At 71.4% G+C, this 17256-nt stretch carries 12 protein-coding genes; 8 read left to right on the top strand and 4 right to left on the bottom strand.

Annotation, left to right across the window (positions count from 1 at the left end; all coding sequences use genetic code 11):
- Positions 1–79: 79 nt before the first annotated feature.
- Complete coding sequence (locus tag DI272_RS00565; protein ID WP_258314401.1) at positions 80–364, bottom strand: hypothetical protein; 285 nt, start codon at positions 362–364, stop codon at positions 80–82.
- A 222-nt stretch (positions 365–586) separates the two neighbouring features.
- Here DI272_RS00565 and DI272_RS00560 point away from each other — a divergent pair, with 222 nt between their 5' ends.
- Positions 587–1585: a hypothetical protein gene (locus tag DI272_RS00560; RefSeq protein ID WP_109493172.1), complete on the top strand. Its 999-nt coding sequence runs from the start codon at positions 587–589 to the stop codon at positions 1583–1585.
- A 66-nt stretch (positions 1586–1651) separates the two neighbouring features.
- Positions 1652–2617, top strand: coding sequence for a phosphotransferase family protein (locus DI272_RS00555; RefSeq protein WP_219933833.1), 966 nt, complete (start codon positions 1652–1654; stop codon positions 2615–2617).
- A 43-nt stretch (positions 2618–2660) separates the two neighbouring features.
- Here the strand turns inward: DI272_RS00555 and DI272_RS00550 are convergent, their stop codons facing one another.
- On the bottom strand, positions 2661–3227 hold the full coding sequence (locus DI272_RS00550; protein ID WP_109493171.1) for a TetR/AcrR family transcriptional regulator: 567 nt from the start codon (positions 3225–3227) through the stop codon (positions 2661–2663).
- Between the two features lie 146 nt (positions 3228–3373).
- On the opposite strand from DI272_RS00550, the gene DI272_RS00545 reads away from it, so the two are divergent.
- Both DI272_RS00545 and DI272_RS00540 read left to right on the top strand, forming a co-directional pair.
- Positions 3374–4843, top strand: coding sequence for an MFS transporter (locus DI272_RS00545; protein WP_109493170.1), 1470 nt, complete (start codon positions 3374–3376; stop codon positions 4841–4843).
- A gap of 671 nt (positions 4844–5514) precedes the next feature.
- The gene (locus tag DI272_RS00540) at positions 5515–7107 is read left to right on the top strand and encodes an oleate hydratase (RefSeq protein WP_109493169.1); all 1593 of its coding nucleotides are present in this window, start codon (positions 5515–5517) and stop codon (positions 7105–7107) included.
- Between the two features lie 271 nt (positions 7108–7378).
- Here DI272_RS00540 and DI272_RS00535 read toward each other — a convergent pair whose 3' ends face one another.
- The gene (locus DI272_RS00535; protein ID WP_109493168.1) at positions 7379–8620 is read right to left on the bottom strand and encodes an MFS transporter; all 1242 of its coding nucleotides are present in this window, start codon (positions 8618–8620) and stop codon (positions 7379–7381) included.
- 102 nt (positions 8621–8722) lie between these two features.
- Between DI272_RS00535 and DI272_RS00530 the strand changes: the two genes are divergently transcribed.
- Positions 8723–9808, top strand: coding sequence for a DUF5937 family protein (locus DI272_RS00530; RefSeq protein WP_109493167.1), 1086 nt, complete (start codon positions 8723–8725; stop codon positions 9806–9808).
- A gap of 90 nt (positions 9809–9898) precedes the next feature.
- On the opposite strand, the gene DI272_RS00525 is transcribed toward DI272_RS00530, so the two are convergent.
- On the bottom strand, positions 9899–10951 hold the full coding sequence (locus DI272_RS00525; protein ID WP_109493166.1) for an LLM class flavin-dependent oxidoreductase: 1053 nt from the start codon (positions 10949–10951) through the stop codon (positions 9899–9901).
- Positions 10952–11190: 239 nt separating this feature from the next.
- Between DI272_RS00525 and DI272_RS00520 the strand changes: the two genes are divergently transcribed.
- The 3 genes from DI272_RS00520 (at position 11191) to DI272_RS00510 (ending at position 17227) form a co-directional block, all read left to right on the top strand.
- Positions 11191–12042, top strand: coding sequence for a class I SAM-dependent methyltransferase (locus tag DI272_RS00520; RefSeq protein WP_109493165.1), 852 nt, complete (start codon positions 11191–11193; stop codon positions 12040–12042).
- A gap of 575 nt (positions 12043–12617) precedes the next feature.
- Positions 12618–13796, top strand: a complete 1179-nt coding sequence (locus DI272_RS00515; RefSeq protein WP_109493164.1) for a Cmx/CmrA family chloramphenicol efflux MFS transporter — start codon at positions 12618–12620, stop codon at positions 13794–13796.
- Positions 13797–14005: 209 nt separating this feature from the next.
- On the top strand, positions 14006–17227 hold the full coding sequence (locus DI272_RS00510) for a glycoside hydrolase N-terminal domain-containing protein (RefSeq protein WP_109493163.1): 3222 nt from the start codon (positions 14006–14008) through the stop codon (positions 17225–17227).
- Positions 17228–17256: the final 29 nt, after the last annotated feature.

Raw genomic sequence — 17256 nt, 5'->3', positions numbered from 1 at the left:
TCAGCGACCCCCGATTCGGGGGTGCCGGAGGAGCCCGCCCGGTTCACGCTCCGGCACCCCCCGTGCGGGGCAGACGGGGTCAGGTCGCGGCGTCCGCCTGGTCGACGGGGTCGACGCCGGCCTCCAGCGCCATGGCGAGGAAGCGCTGGACGGCCTCGACCGGCATGTCGAGTCCCTCTGACGCGGATTTCTCGTCACCGAAGACGCGGACGGCCTCGGTGACCGCCACGGCCAGTTCGGACTCCGCCTTGCGCACCTTGACCTCGGCCTTGTCCACCATGTCGACCGCCAGCAGCTGGCGGCGCTGCTTCTCCTGGAGCCGCTGCTTGCGGGACGGAGCCTTTTCGGGGTTCTGCACTGTCATGATCAAGATCATAGTGACTCGCGGTACGCCATCCACCACAGCAACTCGACACCCCGGCAATGCCGTTGGGCCATGGCCATCGCCTTGTCCCCGCCGTCGACGACGGCCGACTCGGCCGGCAGGGCAACAGCGCGCCGGCTGAATGGCGTCCGACCTGGAGGAGCGGCAGGGCATCGGCTGTGAGACGGTGTCGCGGACACCATCCGGCGCGGAGGATCGCCCATGTCACGGACGTTCGGTCTCGGCACGGCGGCGATGCTGCTCGCCGCCGCTACGGCGGTCGCCGGGTGTGGCGGCCCGCGGACCTCGCCGACCCGGGAGCCGTCGGCGGGCGGGGCGGCGTCCCGGCCGGTCGTCCGTCTCGGCGCGGACGGCCGCACGCTGGTCCCCGGCGGCCCACCGTTCCCGTTCCACGCATCGGTGGCGGGAGTTGCATCCGCGCAGGCCGACCACCGCTCCCTGGCGGTCTACGTCGGCACCGTCGCCGACCGGCTCCAGGTCCGTGAGGACGGACGGTGGCGGGATGTCAGACTCTCCTGGACCAACGAGCAGGACGACAACGGCGAGTACGTCGCCCGGGTTCCGCTCCGGCAGGGCGGCAAGACGCTCACCCGGATCGACTTCCGGCTGTTCGCCGCGGACCAGCAGCACGAGTACGCGAACAACCGGCCCCGTGCCGCGTACGACATGGTGTCCGCGCAGATCACCGAGGACGGCCGGAATCCGGCCGCCCATCCGGCGGCGACCGCGGCGCGGTTGCGTCTTCCCGTGGACGCCACGCACCTCACGGTCACGGTGCCGGACCTTCTCAGGGCCGCCCCGGGCGGCGCGGCGGTGGAATGGCGGGTGCGGGTGCGCAACTCGGCCGGCGACCGCACCCGCTCCGGTCTGCGCGTCGCGGTCTCCCTGGCTCCCGGCACACAGAACGCCTCCACAGAGCACGTGCGTTGGTCGATCGACCGCGCAGGGCGGTGGGAGGACCTGACGGGACGGACGTACATCGAGAGCGAGGTGTTCGCTCTCGAACCGGGTGCGTCACGGACCGTGCGGGTTCGCGTCGCGCTGCCGGCCGGCCCGGCCGACGAGGGCTCCGACGGGGTAGGCGCCGTGCTGTGGGCCTCGGTCGGCGCCCCTTGGTGGCCCTCCGGCCCGGATCGGCCCTCGGGGATCACGATCGATCCGTTGGGCACCAACGTTCTCACCGCCCCCGCCGCGGGCTGACTGCCCGCGGCGGAGCACGCTTCACGGTGATGCGTTCGCCGACCGGGATCTTGTTAGCGTGCCGCTGTGACACACGGCGACTTCCGCACCTCCGTTCCCGGGCGCGTGGCCGAGGCGGTCCTCCGCGAACACGGAGCAGACCTCGGCAGTGCCGAGCGCGGCCGAGGCTGGACCAATGCCACGTGGCTGACCGATGACCTTGTCGTACGTGTCGCGACCAGGCCGGGAACGACGGACCTGTTCCGTGAGAGGCGGCTGGTGAGCCTCCTGCCCCCGGAGATCGGCCACCCGCCGGTCATCGACGCGGGCGTCCGGAACGGCCACGCATGGGTGCTGACCCGCCGGGTGCCCGGCCGGAACCTGGAGGAGGTGTGGCCGTCGCTGGACCCCGCCGCCCGGTCACGCGCCGTCGGGCAGATGTGGGAACGAGCCCGTCACATCCACCGTGTCGACGTGGCCGCCGCCGCGCCCCACGCCCGCCCCCGTTCACCGTTCTTCCCCGACAGCCCGGCCGAGGCGTCGGCAGCGCTCCAACGGCTCGTCACAGCCGGAGAGCTGACTGCACAGCAGGCCAAGGGACTCGGCCGGGCGCTCGAGCGCTTCTGGACCGCCCTGCCCAAGGCGGCCACGGCACTCAACCACGGCGACTTCTGCACCCCGAACACCTTGTGGCACGAGGGCCGGGTCGTCGCCCTGCTCGACTTCGAGTTCGCCGTCGTCGCACCCCTCGCGATCGACCTCAACGAGCTCGTCAAAATGGCCTTCGGCCCCGGCGACCCCGACGAGCGCGCACCGCTGCGGGACGTGGTCCGTCGTGTCGCCGTGGCGGAGCTGGACGCGGCGGGCGGCCCTGACGTGCTCCTCGGCTACTCCGTCATGCTCGAAATGTGGATCCTGCAGAACGAGTTGACCGCCGACGAACCCGACGAGACCGACCGCGCCGACGCCGCCGCCATGCTCGCCGGCTTCGCCGAGGGCAACGGCGGGTACTTCGCGCCCCTGCTCGCCGACGTCAGGTCCTCGTCCTTGTGAACCGACCTCGCCGTCCAGGGCGCGGTCAGAGGATCGGCCGAGGTCACAGCAGGCGGTCGACCAGTCCGTCGACATAGTCCGGGGTGAGCGGGCCCAGGCCGAACAGGACGCGGACATACATCGGGGCCATCACATGGTCCAGCACGCCGAGCGCGTCGGGTGCGTTCTCGCCGCGCTCGCGGGCGCGATCGAGCATGGAATCCAGTTGCCGGGCGCGTTCGGCGAGGAGATCGTCGCGCGCCCGCACGCCCTGCTCACCGTCGCCGGACAGGGCGACGGCCAGGCGCAGCAGCGCCAGGCCGTCGGGCCCGGTGATCTCGCGGGCCACCTGGGCCGCGTAGGTGCGCAGGTCGCCGGCCAGGCTCCCGGTGTCGGGCATCGGTGACCTGGCGTTGAGCCGGGTCAGCACCACGTCGGCGAGCAGGGCCTCCAGGTTGCCCCACCGGCGGTAGATGCTGCTGTCGGCCACGCCCGCGCGCGCCGCGACGTCGCCGACGGTGAACTTGCCGTAGCCGCGCTCGTTGACCAGGTCGGTGACGGCCTGGTGCACCGCCGCGCCGACCCGGGCGCCGCGCCCGCCGGGTCGCCGGGCTCGCTGTTGATCCTCCATTCCCCCACCTTAACGCAGTTGCCACTTGCGTTAGTGGGTGAGGTCTCCGTACAGTCGCCTAACGCAGTCGACGGCTGCGTTAAGGCGCCCGGAGGTCGGCCGCGTCGGCCGTGGCGAGGCGCACCCACCGAGGGAGAGGAATCCCCATGGCTGCATCGCCCGCGGCTGCAGGCGGTCGCCCCGACCGGGCCGTGCTGCTCACGGTGACCTGCTTGGGCCAGTTCATGGTGCTGCTCGACAACACGATCGTCGGAGCGGCGCTGCCCGACATGCAGCACCGGCTGCACACCGAACTGACCGGTCTGCAGTGGATCGTCGACGCGTACGTGCTGCTGGTCGCGATGCTGCTGCTGTCCGGTGGTGTCTTCGCCGACCGGTTCGGTCGCAAGCGGGTGTACCTGGCCGGCGTGGCGGTGTTCACCGCCGCGTCGGTGCTGTGCAGCCTCGCGCCCTCGGTCGGCTGGCTGGTCGCCGGCCGGATGCTCCAGGGCGTCGGGGCGGCGGCGCTCAGCCCTGCCTCGCTGGCCCTGCTCGCCGCCGCGTATCCCGTGCCGCAGGAACGCATCAAGGCGATCGGGCTGTGGGCCGGCTTGAGCGGACTCGGCCTGGCTGCCGGGCCCGTGGCCGGCGGCGTGCTGACCGACGCCTTCGGCTGGCCCGCCGTCTTCCTGGTCAATCTGCCCATCGGCGTGGTCCTGCTGCTGGTCGGCCTGCGCCGCCTCGGCGAGTCCCGCAATCCGAACGCCCCCGCGATCGACGTCCCGGGCACGGTGCTGTCCTGCCTGGCGGTGGGGGCCCTGACCTACGGGCTGATCGAAGGTGGCGCGCGCGGCTGGACCGCACCGGTCATCCTGGGCAGCTTCGCCGCCGCGGCGCTCCTCCTCGCCGCCTTCGTCGCCGTCGAAGCGCGTCGCACCGCGCCGATGCTGCCGCTGCGGCTGTTCCGGCAGCGACTGTTCACCGTGTCCAACACCGCCATGATCGTGGTGGGGTTCGCGCTCATGGGCTCGTCGTTCTTCTTCTCCCAGTTCTTCGTGTACGTCCAGGGCAGCTCGATCCTGCGCGCCGGCCTGCAGACCCTTCCCGTCTCCCTCGCCATGGTGATCGTCAGCCCGTTCGCGGGCCGGCTCGCAGCCCGCTACGGCTTCCGTGTCGTGGTCACCATCGGCCTGGCCCTGGCCGGAGGCGGGCTGATGGCGCTGGGCACGGTGCACGCCGGCACCGGCTACGGCAATGTCTGGTGGCGGCTGGGAGTCATCGGTGTCGGCTTCGCCCTGACCATGTCCCCGCTGACCGGCGCCGCCATCCAGGCGGTCAGCCCGCAAGAAGGCGGCCTCGCCTCCGGCATCAGCAGCACCACCCGGCAGATCGGCGCGGTGCTCGGCGTGGCGGTGCTCGGAGCCGTCGTCCGCACCCGGCAGTCCGGCGGCGCCTCCCTCGAGACCGGACTCGACGACGCCTTCGTGGCCGCGGGCGCGGTGACCTTGGCCACCGCCGTGATCACCGGTCTGTGGCTGGCCAGGTCCCAGCCCGCGGAAGGCTCCGCGGCGCCGCACCGTGCCACCGGCCCGGGGTCCGTCAGGACGCCGAACGAGGTGTCCACGAGCGGTCGTTGACGACGACACCGACCTTGGTCGGGACGGCCCGGCGTCGTTGAGCTATGGGGAGACCTGGTGCGGGAAGGCTCCGGCACCTGGACTGGCGTTGATCGGGAGGAGACTCGCCGTCGTCGAGCCGTTCGGGGGTCCCGGTCCGGGAGGGTTCCGACACCTGGACTGAGGTTGTTCGGGAGACGATCCGGTGCCGTCGAGCTATCGGGGACCCGGTCAGGGAAGGTTGCGGCTTCCCGCAAGACCGGCGGCTTCGGTACGGCGATCGGCGAGGCCTGACCGCCGGTGCCGAGGGCGATGGCCGTGGTGGTGTGGAGGGGGCGGGGGCTCAGATACGCCGCCCTCGCCGAGGCAGTTCCCTGCGCCGCCTCGGCGAGGGCGGCGGCGAGCGCGGGCACCGTTCAGCCCGAGGACCGGGTGGAACCGCGCCGCGCGGCCGTCGGGTCGACGACCCGCACCAGGTCCGGGCCCCTCGGCGCGCCGGCAGGGACATCTGGCCCCTGCCTGCTCGAACACCCCGCGAGTTGACTGGACGGCACGGGCGTCACGCTCGGCCGGACCGAGCCGGCGCCGCCCCGCCCGCCGCCGACCTCACACACCTGTGGCTCACCGGCGGGCGCGGCCCGAGAACACTGCCGGCCGCCCGTGAGACACCGGCGGCAGATCGGAGGGACGTCATGACCGACGCTCCGCACCAGTCGCACGCCTACCTCGTCGGCGGCGGCATCGCCTCCCTGGCGGCCGCCGCCTTCCTGATCCGCGACGGCGGCTTCCCCGGCGAGCACATCCACGTCCTGGAGGAACTGCCGGTGGCCGGCGGCTCCATGGACGGCGGTGGCGACAGCGCCGGCTACGTCACCCGCGGCGGGCGCATGCTGGAGGAGGAGGCGTACACCTGCCTGTGGAACCTCCTGGAGACGATCCCCACGCTCACCGACCCGACCGTCTCGGTGCGCGAGGAGATCCGTGACTTCAACGCCAAGTGGCCCACCGACGCCAAGGCCCGCCTGATCGGCAAGGGCGCCACGATCCTGGACGCTGCCGACTACGGCCTCGACAGCCGCGACCGACTGGAACTGACCCGGCTGCTGATGCTGCCCGAGACCGTGATCGGGGCCCGCCGGATCGAGGACTTCTTCTCGCCGCACTTCTTCGAGACCAACTTCTGGACGATGTGGCGCACCACCTTCGCCTTCCAGAACTGGCACAGCGCCATCGAGCTCAAGCGCTACTTCCTGCGTTTCATGCAGGAGTTCCCGCGCATGCACACCCTGTCCGGGGTGCGCCGCACCCGGCTGAACCAGTACGACTCGATCATCCGCCCGCTGCGCGCCTGGCTGGAGGCCGGCGGCGTGGTCTTCGAACACGGCGTGCGGGTCACCGACGTGGACTTCACCGAGGAGGCGAACGGCATCCGGCGAGTTCGGCGTCTGCACCTCGAGCGCGCCGGACAGCCGGACGTCCACGAACTCACCGACACCGACTACGCGTTCCTCACTCTGGGGTCGATGACCGCCGACGCGGCCTACGGCAGCGACGACAGCGCCCCCGCTCTGATCCGCGACAAGCGCGACGGCGGCTGGCGGTTGTGGGAGGCGATCGCCGCCAAGGCCCACGACTTCGGCCGGCCGGCGGCCTTCAACGGTAACGTCGACGAGGCGAAGTGGGAGTCCTTCACCCTCACCATGCGCAGCCCGCTGCTCCTGCACCGCATCGAGGAGCTGTCCGGCAACCTGCCCGGCACCGGCGCGCTGATGACCTTCAAGGACTCCAACTGGCTCATGTCCCTTGTGGTGCCGCACGCCCCGCACTTCGAAGGGCAGCCCGAGGATGTCTACACCCTCTGGGGCTATGGCCTGTTCATCGATAACGAGGGCGACTTCATCGGCAAGCCGATGGCCGAGGCGACCGGCCGGGAGATCCTCACCGAACTCCTCGGCCATCTGGGCCTGTCGGACATCGAGGAGCAGGTCGCGGCGACCACGACCGTGATCCCGGTGATGCTGCCGTACATCACCAGCCAGTTCGCCCCACGCACCACCCACGACCGGCCGCCGGTGATCCCGCGCGGCGCGGCCAACTTCGCCTTCCTGGGCCAGTTCACGGAGATCCCGCAAGACGTGGTCTTCACCGTCGAGTACTCCGTGCGCGGCGCGATGCACGCGGTCCACACCCTGCTCGGCCTCGACGACCACGAGATCCCCGGCATCTACCAGCCCCTCGCCGACCCGCGAACGGCACTCACCGTCCTCAAGGCCGCGTTCGGCTGAGGCGAGTTGTCGAACGCCGCAGAAGAGCGAGTCGGGTGGTTCGGGGGAGCGGGGTAACCCTGAGTTGCCAGATCGCCGAGGGCACCGGGAAAGCGAAGCCGACGAAGACCCGGAATTCGCCTTCCTCGAAGGCGGCAGGGCCCCGTGGAGCCGCGCCCGTCCCCCGTCAAGCTGGGAGTGGCTGTCACCGCCATGAGTCACCCGGTAGTGAGCGGTGCCCTCCGGGGTGCCGAGTACCGCGTATCGCCGGTGGATCTGTCGGCCGACGTCCTCATCGGGAAGCTGGACAGCGAGGAGAGCGTGCGAGCCGTGTTCCCTGGTCCTTCTCGGTGGCGACGCCGGCCGCGGAGAGCAGGGTCGCTGCGGCGAGGCTGCCCCAGAGGGCGGCTGGTCCGCGGGGTGCGAGCGTGGTGATGACCGCCGGGGAGACGGCGAGGCCGAAGCCCGTGGAGAGCTGGAAACGGGCGAGGGCACGTCCCAGCACATGGGCCGGGGCGAGTGCGGTGACGAGCGCGGTCGCACTGCCGGCATAGATGATCTCGCCGACGGTGCAGACCACGGACACCGCGACCATGGCCGGGGCGCCCCAGCCGGGCCCCAGTGAACCGGCCGCGAGGAAGCCGAGGTAGGACGCGGCCAGCACCACGCCGGAGAAGGCCAGCACGGCCCGCCGGGAGAAACGGGACATGAGGACGGTCACCGGCACTTGCAGCGTGACGACCAGTGCCGTGTTGAGCACGAAGACGGCTGCCGACCACACCGGCGACGCGTGGAGCTGCGTCACCAGGACCAGCGGGAGCGCGACCTCGGGAACGTTGAGGCAGAAGACGTAGACCACATTGGCGGCGAAGAGGTCGAGCATCCGCGGCGCGGGCTCGTCGTGCCGGGCCTTGGCCGGGGCCCCCGTCGCCGGACGGGCGTGCACGTGGACCGACCACGCCAGCGCGGCCGCGGCGAGGTAGGCGAGCGCGGTGACCGCCGCCAGCGCCCGCAGTGCGGTGGTGCCGCCCGCCAGGCAAACGGCCGCGAGGAGCGCGCCGACACCGAGGGCGGCGTTGCGCAGGGCGCGGGCCCCCGCGAGAGCGGTGTCTCGTTCCCGGCCCTGGGCGACCGTGGCCACGAGCGTGGCATGGGCGGCCGGCCAGGCCTGGTTGCCGATGCCCAGAAAGAGCGCCGCCGTCGCGAAGAGCCAGACGCACCCCGCCGGGGCGGCCAGCAGCAACGCCACACCCAGCACCCGCACCAGCATCGACGCCGCCACGACCGTGCTGCGTGCGCCGCGGTCCAGCCATCGGCCCACGGCGGGCATGCAGCCCAGACCCGCGACGATGCCGACCGTCATGGCGGCACCGGTGACCGGAGCGGACAGCCTCAGCACGGTAACGCCGTAGAGCAGGAGAAAGGGCCGCAGCAGGCCGGTGCCCAGCGCGTCCACGGCCAGGGCGACGACATAGCGGGGCCCGCCTGAGGCGCGGACGAGTGCGCGGGGCCGGATTCCGGAGATGGTTGTCATGGCGTCAGACGGTGCGTTCGGCTGCCGGGGCGGAGCACGTCGGTTGACGCACATCGTCAATCGACACCCCTACCAGGCTGTTCGAACGGTGATGATGGCGGGATGACGCTGAAGATCGACATCAGCGGTCTCTCGTCCGACCGCGTGCGGTTCGCCGCCTCCCCGCTGGCCGAGCTGACCGCGATGCTGCACGTGCTGGCCGAACCGGGGCACCACCCGCAGCTCGCCGGCTGGGCCGCGGACGTCTGGGCCGGACTGCGACCCGAGCTGGCCGAACGGCTCAGGGAGGCCGAGTTCCTCTGGCGCTCCTCGCAGGCCGACTTCCTGATTCCCGCGCGCCCCCGACCGACCCTCGCCGAGGAGTTGGACGACGTGGACCGGATCGACGACGAGACGTATGTGACGGCCGCGCTCGTCACCACCTGCGGCAGCAACCGGATCCATTTCCGCGGCGCGTCCCCGCTCACCGACACCGCGGCACGCGAACGGGCCCTGGACGTGGCCCAGGCCCGCGGCGCGTTGCAGGAGGCCTTCGCGGAGCGGCTGCTCGCCGACCCGGCAGCGGTGCGATCGCGGGTGCGCCACACCCTCGAAGAATGCGCCGCCGCCTTCTTCGACGACGCCTGGGCGGGCGCCGCGGTGCAGCTTGCCACTGATCTGCGGCAGAAGAACGAGCTGCTCAAGCGCCACGGCCTCGCAGCGGCACTCGCCTCGGTCTCCGGCGCGATCACCCTGGCCCCGGACGGCGACTGCATCGTCGTGGACAAGGTGCAGGACAAGGCGACTGCCGCTCGCGACACCGGGGTCACGTTCATCCCCAGCGTCTTCGGCCGCCCCCACCTGGTGGCGGTGCACGCCCCCGGGTGGCACCCGGTGGTGCAGTACCCCGTCGCCGAGCCGAGCCCGGCTGAGCCGGTCTCCCTGGAGACGGTCACGCTCCGGCTGGAGGCGCTCGCACACCCGGTACGGCTGCGGCTGCTGCGCACCCTGGCCCGTGGCCCGCACACCACCGCCGAACTGGCCCACTTCTGGGAACTCTCACCCCCGGAAGTCTCCCGCCACCTCGCCGTCCTGCGCCGCGCGGGCCTGCTGACGGCCCGACGGCAGGGCCGCTACGTCCGGTACACCCTCAACCTGCCCGACCTGACGGCGTTGGGCGCCGATCTGCTGGCGGCCGTACTGCGCTGAGCGTTGGTGCCGCATCGACGCGCAGGTCCCTGACAGGACGCGTGGATGCGGTACTTCCAGAGGCCGTGCCGCCCTCCCGCGAGCGGGTGTTCAGGCGAGGAGTCCGGCGAGTCGGGCCATCTCGGCGGGCGGGTCGATCACGGGCTGGACGAGGAGTTCGTCGACGCCTGCCCGTTCCAGGGCGGTGATGCGGGTGCGCAGGTCGTCGCGGGTGCCGACGAGGGCCACGCTGTTCATCAGCGAGGGCAGCACCAGGTCCCGGTCGCGCGGTGCGATGCGTCCGAGATAGCCGGGATAGAGCTTGGTGTACCGGTCCGGCGCGTCGGCGGTGGTGCCGCGCCGGGCGAGGAGGTGCCGTACCACTTCGCGTTGTTCGGGGCCGAGTTGTGCGGCGAAGGCGGGTGTGTCGGCGGCGTAGTCCAGCAGCGACAGCACGAGGTGACCTGTCGCGTCCCGGGCCGCGTCACCGCCGGCGTCTTCGTCGTCGCGCAGCAGGTGGAGGGCGGTGACCAGGTAGGAGTCCGGAGAGGAGCCGGGGGCGCGGGGTGTGCCGTGGGCGGCTCGGTTTCGGGCGGCGTGCAGTGCCTGCCAGGCGGCAGGGTCCAGCAGGCCGAAGGAGATGAGGCCGGCGCCGCGGCGGCCGGCGACGGCGGCGGCCTTGGGGCCGAGCGCGGCCACGACGAACTCGATCGGATCGGTGGTGTTCACCTGTGCCCCGGCATGCAGGAACCGGATGTCGCGCACCCGGTCACCTTCGCGGTACGAGGTCGAGCGCCCGGCACACAGATCCTGTAGTGCCGCGGTGAAGTTCTCCATCGCGGCTGCCGTGGTCGGCTGCATGCCGACCGTACGCCGGGCGGTGTTTCCGGTGCCGACACCGCAGATGATCCGGCCCGGTGCCAGGGCGTTGAGGCTGGCGAACCCGCTCGCCGCGGCCGGGGCCGAGCGCAACGCCGGTGAGGTCACACCGATCCCGAGCCGGATGCGGCGAGTGACCTTCGCACACAGGCTCAGGGCGACGAAAGGGTCCCCGTGGACCATCGGGGTGTCGTAGACCCAGAAGCTTGTGAGGCCCAACTCCTCAGCCGTCACGGCGAGTTCTTCCACACCGGGGTGCGCGGCGACCACGACGCCTGCACGCATGCAAACCTCCAGGGTCCGAGGACCGAATCGGGCTTGCTCATGCTGACATGACCCAGGACCGAAGCCCACGGCCGCGATGCCGTTCGGCCCCGACGGACGGGGTGGGACGGGCCGAGTCGGTCGTGCCGGGGCACACGTGTGCCTCGGCGAGGTGCCTGTGCCCGGACACGGAGTGGCTGCCGTGCTGCAACCGGCCCCACACATCAGCCGTCTTCGAGTCGGCCATTTAGGCTGGCGTGATGAGCGATGGGCAGGAACATGTGCGGCCGTCGGGAGTGTGGGCCACGGCGGTGGGGGTCGCCAGAGTCCGGGCCCTGGAGACGCAGCGGGAGGACGCGCTGTTCCGGGACCCGCTCGCACAGGCCTTCGCCACCGCCGGCGGCCTGTGGCCCTCCTCGCCGCCGCTGCCCGGCGACGAGGCCGCTCAACGCCGCCGACGGGCAGTGTCGTTGTCCATCGTCATCCGGACGAAGTTCCTCGACGACCTGCTGCGGCAGGCCTCGGCTTCCGAGGTACGGCAGGTCGTGCTGCTCGGCGCCGGCATGGACAGCCGGGCCTTCCGCATGTACTGGCCCGACGGCACCCGTCTGTTCGAGCTGGACACCGCCGCCCCGCTGAACTTCAAGGCTGCCGTGCTGCACCGGGAGCAGGCCGTCGCGCGCTGCGAGCGGATCACCGTCGCGGCGGATCTGCGCGAGGACTGGCCGAGCGAACTCGCCGCCGCAGGGCACGACCGGACCGCGCCGACGGTGTGGATCGCCGAGGGTCTGCTGATCTATCTGCCCGAGGACGCGGTGGAGCTGTTGCTGGCCCGGATCAGCGCACGATCGGCGCCAGGCAGCCGGATGGGGCTGACGTTGGGCTCGCGGGGCGTGCTGGAGCGCTTCGGCGCGGACGCCGCGCCGGGATCGGCGGCGTCCCTGTGGGTCTCGGAAACGCCCGACGATCCGGTGGGCTGGCTGGCCGGGCACGGCTGGGAGGCCGACAGCCGCACCCTGCGCGAGTGCGCCGCCGCCTACGGCCGCCCGATCAGCACCCCGCCACAACTCGACGAGGGGCCCGGCGGGTTGATCTCGGCAGTCCGCCGGTAGGCAGCCGCCGCCAGCAGATGGACGGGAGTGACCACTTGATGCACCAGCGGTTTCATCGCAGGTCAAGAAGGCGATCTGCAGACCGCAGGACAGGACACGCTGGACTTCACAGAGCTCCCTCGCGTCCCTGTGCTGGATTCTCTGTCCTGCGGGGGGACTTGTGCGTTTCGAGGTGCGCGGTGTGCTGCCGCGGAAGGTCATGCCAGTGGTGCCTGCGGCAGCGGTGGCGAAGGCGTGGAGGTGACCGCCGAACGTGACACCGCGTGGCACGGCTCGGCACAGCTTCCTCCCCGCAGCCACTGACGGACAAGTGACAGACGGACTCGCGGGCCGTGGAGACGGACCACGCCGCTGAAACCGAGATGCCTCCGCGCGGGCCGGTCGGGTAGCGTGCGGGCCATGTCGAGTCCTGAGTCGGACAGGGTGGGGGCTTTCGGTCACGCCGTCAGCCCCCAGAACCACTGAGCTCTCAGCCGTTCCGCCGCCGCGCGTTCCGCGAGCGGGCGGTGTGCCGTCGGGGCTGACCGCGGTGACGAGATGACCTTCTCGCGCTTCTCCTCACCTCGGAGCCACTCGTGCCTTTCCCGTTGTATCTGCTTGCCATGGCGGTCTTCGCCATGGGCACCTCGGAGTTCATGCTCGCCGGACTCCTGCCGGACATCGCTTCGGACCTCGACATCAGCGTCGCGACAGCCGGCACGCTCACGTCGGCCTTCGCGGTCGGCATGGTCGCAGGTGCCCCGCTGATGGCCGCACTCGCCCGCAACCGGCCTGGACGGTCGAGCCTGCTCGGGTTCGTCCTCGTCTTCTCGGCCGCCCATGCCGCAGGTGCCGCCACCTCCAGCTTCCCCGTCCTGTTCGCGACGCGAGTGGTCGCGGCCCTCGCGAACGCCGGATTCCTCGCGGTCGCCCTGACGACGGCCGCCGCACTGGTCTCGCCCGACAAGAAGGGGCGGGCGCTGGCCGTACTGCTGTCGGGCACCACGGTGGCCACGATCGCCGGAGTCCCGGGAGGGGCCGTACTCGGGACCCTGCTCGGCTGGCGGGCCACGTTCTGGGCGGTCGCCGCCCTCTGCCTGCCCGCAGCGATCGGCATCCTGACCGGCGTCCCGGCGCGCCGCACGGACACAGCCGCGAGCAACATGCCGACCTTGCGGGCGGAGCTCGCACAGCTCAAGAGTCCGCGACTGTTCCCGGTGCTGCTGCTCGGGGCGCTGGTGAACGCGGCGACATTCGCGAGCTTCACCTTCCTCGCGCCGGTCGTGACCGGCACCGCCGGGCTCGGCGAGCTGTGGATCTCCGTGGCCCTGGTCCTCTTCGGCGGTGGGTCCCTGGTCGGCGTCACCGTCGCCGGGCGGCTGTCCGACCAGCGACCCGGTCTGGTTCTGGCGACGGGCGGTCCGCTGCTGCTCGTCGGCTGGCCGGCCCTCGCCCTGCTGGCCGACCGACCGACTGCGCTGCTCGCCCTCGTGTTCATGCAGGGCGTCCTGTCGTTCGCCCTGGGCAGCACACTGATCACGCGGGTGCTCTACGAGGCGTCAGGAGCCCCTACCATGGCCGGCTCCTACGCGACCGCCGCACTCAACGTCGGTGCCGCGGTGGGCCCCCTCGTCGCCGCGACCACCCTCGACACCGCGGCCGGAGACCTCGGGCCGCTGTGGGCGAGCGGGCTCCTGGTCGCCGTCGCGCTGCTCATCGCGTTCCCTCTCCGCACGGTGCTCGCGGCCGACCGCGGCACCGAAGCGCTCCGGTGATGCACGCTTCCGCGCACCCTCAGACCGCTGCGAAACATACATCCTACGTATAGCGGCCAGCGGCGCAGGACGAGCGCAGCGATCCCAAATTCACGGTGCAGCATCCCTATAGACATCCGACGTGTCACTTGGTGATGATGGGCGCTGCCTTCAGCTGAGGCCGTGCTTCCCTCCGTCAGAAGAACCGACCAATGGCTGGGAGATCTGTCGTGACCCGTGCGTCCGAACCGCAGCGAAGAAGCGTTCTCAAGTTCGGCGGTGCCCTCGCCCTCGCCCCGCTCGCCGACGGCCTCTTCGCCGGAGCGGCCGTCGCCGCCGACAGGGCGGAGCCGGCGGTCGTGCAGTGGCCCGCCCTGTCGCGCAAGGCGCTGAAGTACACCGTCCCCGCCACCGACTGGCAGTCGCAGGCCCTGCCGATCGGCAACGGCCGACTCGGCGCCATGCTCTTCGCCGATCCCGACGAGGAGCGCATCCAGTTCAACGAGCAGAGCCTGTGGGGAGGGGTCAACAACTACGACAACGCCCTCGCCGGCCGGCCGGACGACGCCTTCGACACCAGCATGACCGGCTTCGGCTCGTACCGTACCTTCGGTGATGTCGTCGTCGCCTTCGGGCCCGACGGGGCCCGGCCGAAGGTCACCGCGCCGGGAGGACCGTACAACTCCTCCTCGGCGGAGGGGGTCGACAAGTCGTACGACGGCATGTCGAGCACCAAGTGGTGCATCGATGGGCCTGGTTCCAAGGTGCAGTGGCAGGTTGAGCTGCCCGAACCCGTCGACGTCACGTCCTACCGGCTGACCAGTGCCAACGACGTACCGGATCGCGACCCGCAGCAGTGGACGCTCGCCGGTTCGGCCGACGGCGCCACGTGGACCACCCTGGACAGCCGCACCTTGACGGGACCCTTCGAAAGCCGGTTCCAGACAAAGGAGTTCACCTGTGCCGACAGCGGGTCGTATCGGTTCTACCGGTTCGACTTCGTGCCCAAGGCGGGGGTCAGCCACTTCCAGGTGAGCGAGATCGGCCTGTCGGGCGTCGTCCTCGGCGGCGGCAGCGGAGTCGGTTCGGTGTACCTGTCCTCGCCGAGCGGGCACGCAGAGGGGGCCGGGTCGGGCGCTGGGTCCGAGGCCGGGTCCGGGGACACGGACATCTCCCGTTCCGTGGACGGCGATCGGGCCACGGTGTGGCGGGTGGGCGGCGCCGTGAAGGCGGTCGTCTGGCAGGCCGAACTGGCCGGCGCCGCCACCGTCACCTCGTACGCCCTCACGGCGGCCCCGGACCGGCCGCTGGACGATCCCCGGCGCTGGACGCTCCAGGCCTCGCAGGACGGGCAGGAGTGGGTGACGCTCGACACGCAGAATCCCGCGGCCCCCTTCGCCGGACGCGGCGAGACCCGGACCTTCCGGATCGCCAACACCACGGCGTACCGCGCCTACCGGCTCACGTTCACCCCCGGCGCGTCGTCCAGCGGCTTCCAGATCGCCGAAGTCGCCCTGGAGGGCACCGGATTCGACACCCGCACGCTGCGCACGTGCGTCGACTACCAGCGTGCCCTGGACTTCACCGACGGGGTGCACGTGACCCGTTTCGGCGCGCCGGGGCGACGTTTCCGGCGGGAGACGTTCGCGAGCCGCTCCGCGGACGTCATGGTCTTCCGGTACACGTCGGAGCGTGCCGGGGGACTCTCCGGAACCATCTCCCTGACGTCCGCACAGGAGGGGGCGCCGACGACCGTCGACCCCGGCAACGGGCGGATCGCCTTCCACGGAGTGCTGGGCAATGGCCTCAAGCACGCGTGCGCCGTCCAAGTGGTGCACACCGACGGCACGTTGAGCGCCGACGGCTCGGCACTCGGCTTCGCCGGCTGCACGACGCTGACCCTGCTGCTCGACGCCCGCACCGACTACCGGCTCGACGCCGGCGCCGGGTGGCGCGGAGCCGATCCGCGGACGGCCCTCGACAGAGCGCTCGACAAGGCGGCCAGGACGCCGTACGACACGCTGCGCCATGAACACACCGCCCAGGTGAGGGCACTCATGCAGCGGGTGTCCGTCGACTGGGGCACTTCCGAGGCTGCCGTCGCCGCCCTGCCGACCCAGGCAAGGCTGGCGCGCTACGCCGCGGGCGGCGACGATCCGACCCTTGAGCAGGCGATGTTCGACTACGGCCGCTACCTGCTGATCAGCTCCTCCCGCCCCGGCGGACTGCCCGCCAACCTCCAGGGCCTCTGGAACGACAGCAACTCACCGGCCTGGGCGTCCGATTACCACACCAACATCAACATCCAGATGAACTACTGGGGCGCCGAGACCACGAACCTGCCGGAGTGCCACGAGGCGCTCGTCGAGTTCGTCCAGCAGGTCGCCGTGCCCAGCCGGGTGGCCACACGCAATGCCTTCGGCAAGGACACACGCGGCTGGACCGCCCGCACCAGCCAGAGCATCTACGGCGGCAACGCGTGGGAGTGGAACACCGTCGCGAGCGCCTGGTACGCCCAACACCTCTACGAACACTGGGCCTTCACCCAGGACCTGGACTACCTCCGCACCGTCGCGCACCCGATGATCAAGGAGATCTGCGAGTTCTGGGAGGACCACCTCAAGGAACGCGAGGACGGACTCCTCGTCTCACCGAACGGCTGGTCCCCGGAGCACGGTCCGCGCGAGGACGGCGTGATGTACGACCAGCAGATCATCTGGGACCTGTTCCAGAACTACCTCGACTGCGAGGCCGTCCTCGACGCGGACCCCGGCTACCGGGCGAAGGTCGCGGACCTGCAGGCGCGTCTCGCGCCGAACAAGGTCGGGAAATGGGGGCAGTTGCAGGAATGGCAGGAGGACATCGACAGCCCCACGGACATCCACCGCCACACCTCGCACCTCTTCGCCGTCTATCCCGGCCGCCAGATCACCCCGAGGACGGCCGAGTTCGCGGCCGCCGCCCTGGTCTCGCTCAAGGCGAGGTGCGGAGAGAAGGAAGGCGTCCCCTTCACCGCCGCGACGGTGTCGGGCGACAGCCGCCGCTCGTGGACCTGGCCGTGGCGGGCCGCGCTCTTCGCCCGCCTCGGTGACGGACACCGCGCCCAGATCATGCTGCGCGGACTGCTGACGTACAACACGTTGCCGAACCTGTTCTGCAACCACCCGCCCTTCCAGATGGACGGCAACTTCGGTATCTCGGGCGCCGTGGTGGAGATGCTGCTGCAGAGCCACGACGGCGCCATCCACCTGCTGCCCGCCCTGCCCGACGGCTGGCGCGCCAAGGGCTCCTTCACCGGGCTCCGCGCCCGCGGCGGTTATGAGGTCAGTTGCGCGTGGCGGGACGGGAAGGTCACGTCGTACCGGATCGTGGCCGACCGCGCCCGCGACCGTGGGAAGGTCACCGTGCGCGTGAACGGCGTCGACAGGAAGGTCAAGCCGGCCAGGCCCTGACCCGCGGAAACAGGCCCGCCTCCCGGCTC

This window comes from Streptomyces sp. Act143 (genome assembly GCF_003143935.1).
Classification (GTDB): domain Bacteria; phylum Actinomycetota; class Actinomycetes; order Streptomycetales; family Streptomycetaceae; genus Streptomyces.
This window is presented reverse-complemented; position numbering and strand designations above follow the sequence as displayed.

Bases quoted from the DNA above. Each gene is read 5' to 3' on its own strand.
- DI272_RS00565 (WP_258314401.1), bottom strand. From the start codon at position 364: ATGACAGTGCAGAACCCCGAAAAGGCTCCGTCCCGCAAGCAGCGGCTC.
- DI272_RS00560 (WP_109493172.1), top strand. From the start codon at position 587: ATGTCACGGACGTTCGGTCTCGGCACGGCGGCGATGCTGCTCGCCGCC.
- DI272_RS00550 (WP_109493171.1), bottom strand. From the start codon at position 3,227: ATGGAGGATCAACAGCGAGCCCGGCGACCCGGCGGGCGCGGCGCCCGG.
- DI272_RS00545 (WP_109493170.1), top strand. From the start codon at position 3,374: ATGGCTGCATCGCCCGCGGCTGCAGGCGGTCGCCCCGACCGGGCCGTG.
- DI272_RS00540 (WP_109493169.1), top strand. From the start codon at position 5,515: ATGACCGACGCTCCGCACCAGTCGCACGCCTACCTCGTCGGCGGCGGC.
- DI272_RS00535 (WP_109493168.1), bottom strand. From the start codon at position 8,620: ATGACAACCATCTCCGGAATCCGGCCCCGCGCACTCGTCCGCGCCTCA.
- DI272_RS00530 (WP_109493167.1), top strand. From the start codon at position 8,723: ATGACGCTGAAGATCGACATCAGCGGTCTCTCGTCCGACCGCGTGCGG.
- DI272_RS00525 (WP_109493166.1), bottom strand. From the start codon at position 10,951: ATGCGTGCAGGCGTCGTGGTCGCCGCGCACCCCGGTGTGGAAGAACTC.
- DI272_RS00520 (WP_109493165.1), top strand. From the start codon at position 11,191: ATGAGCGATGGGCAGGAACATGTGCGGCCGTCGGGAGTGTGGGCCACG.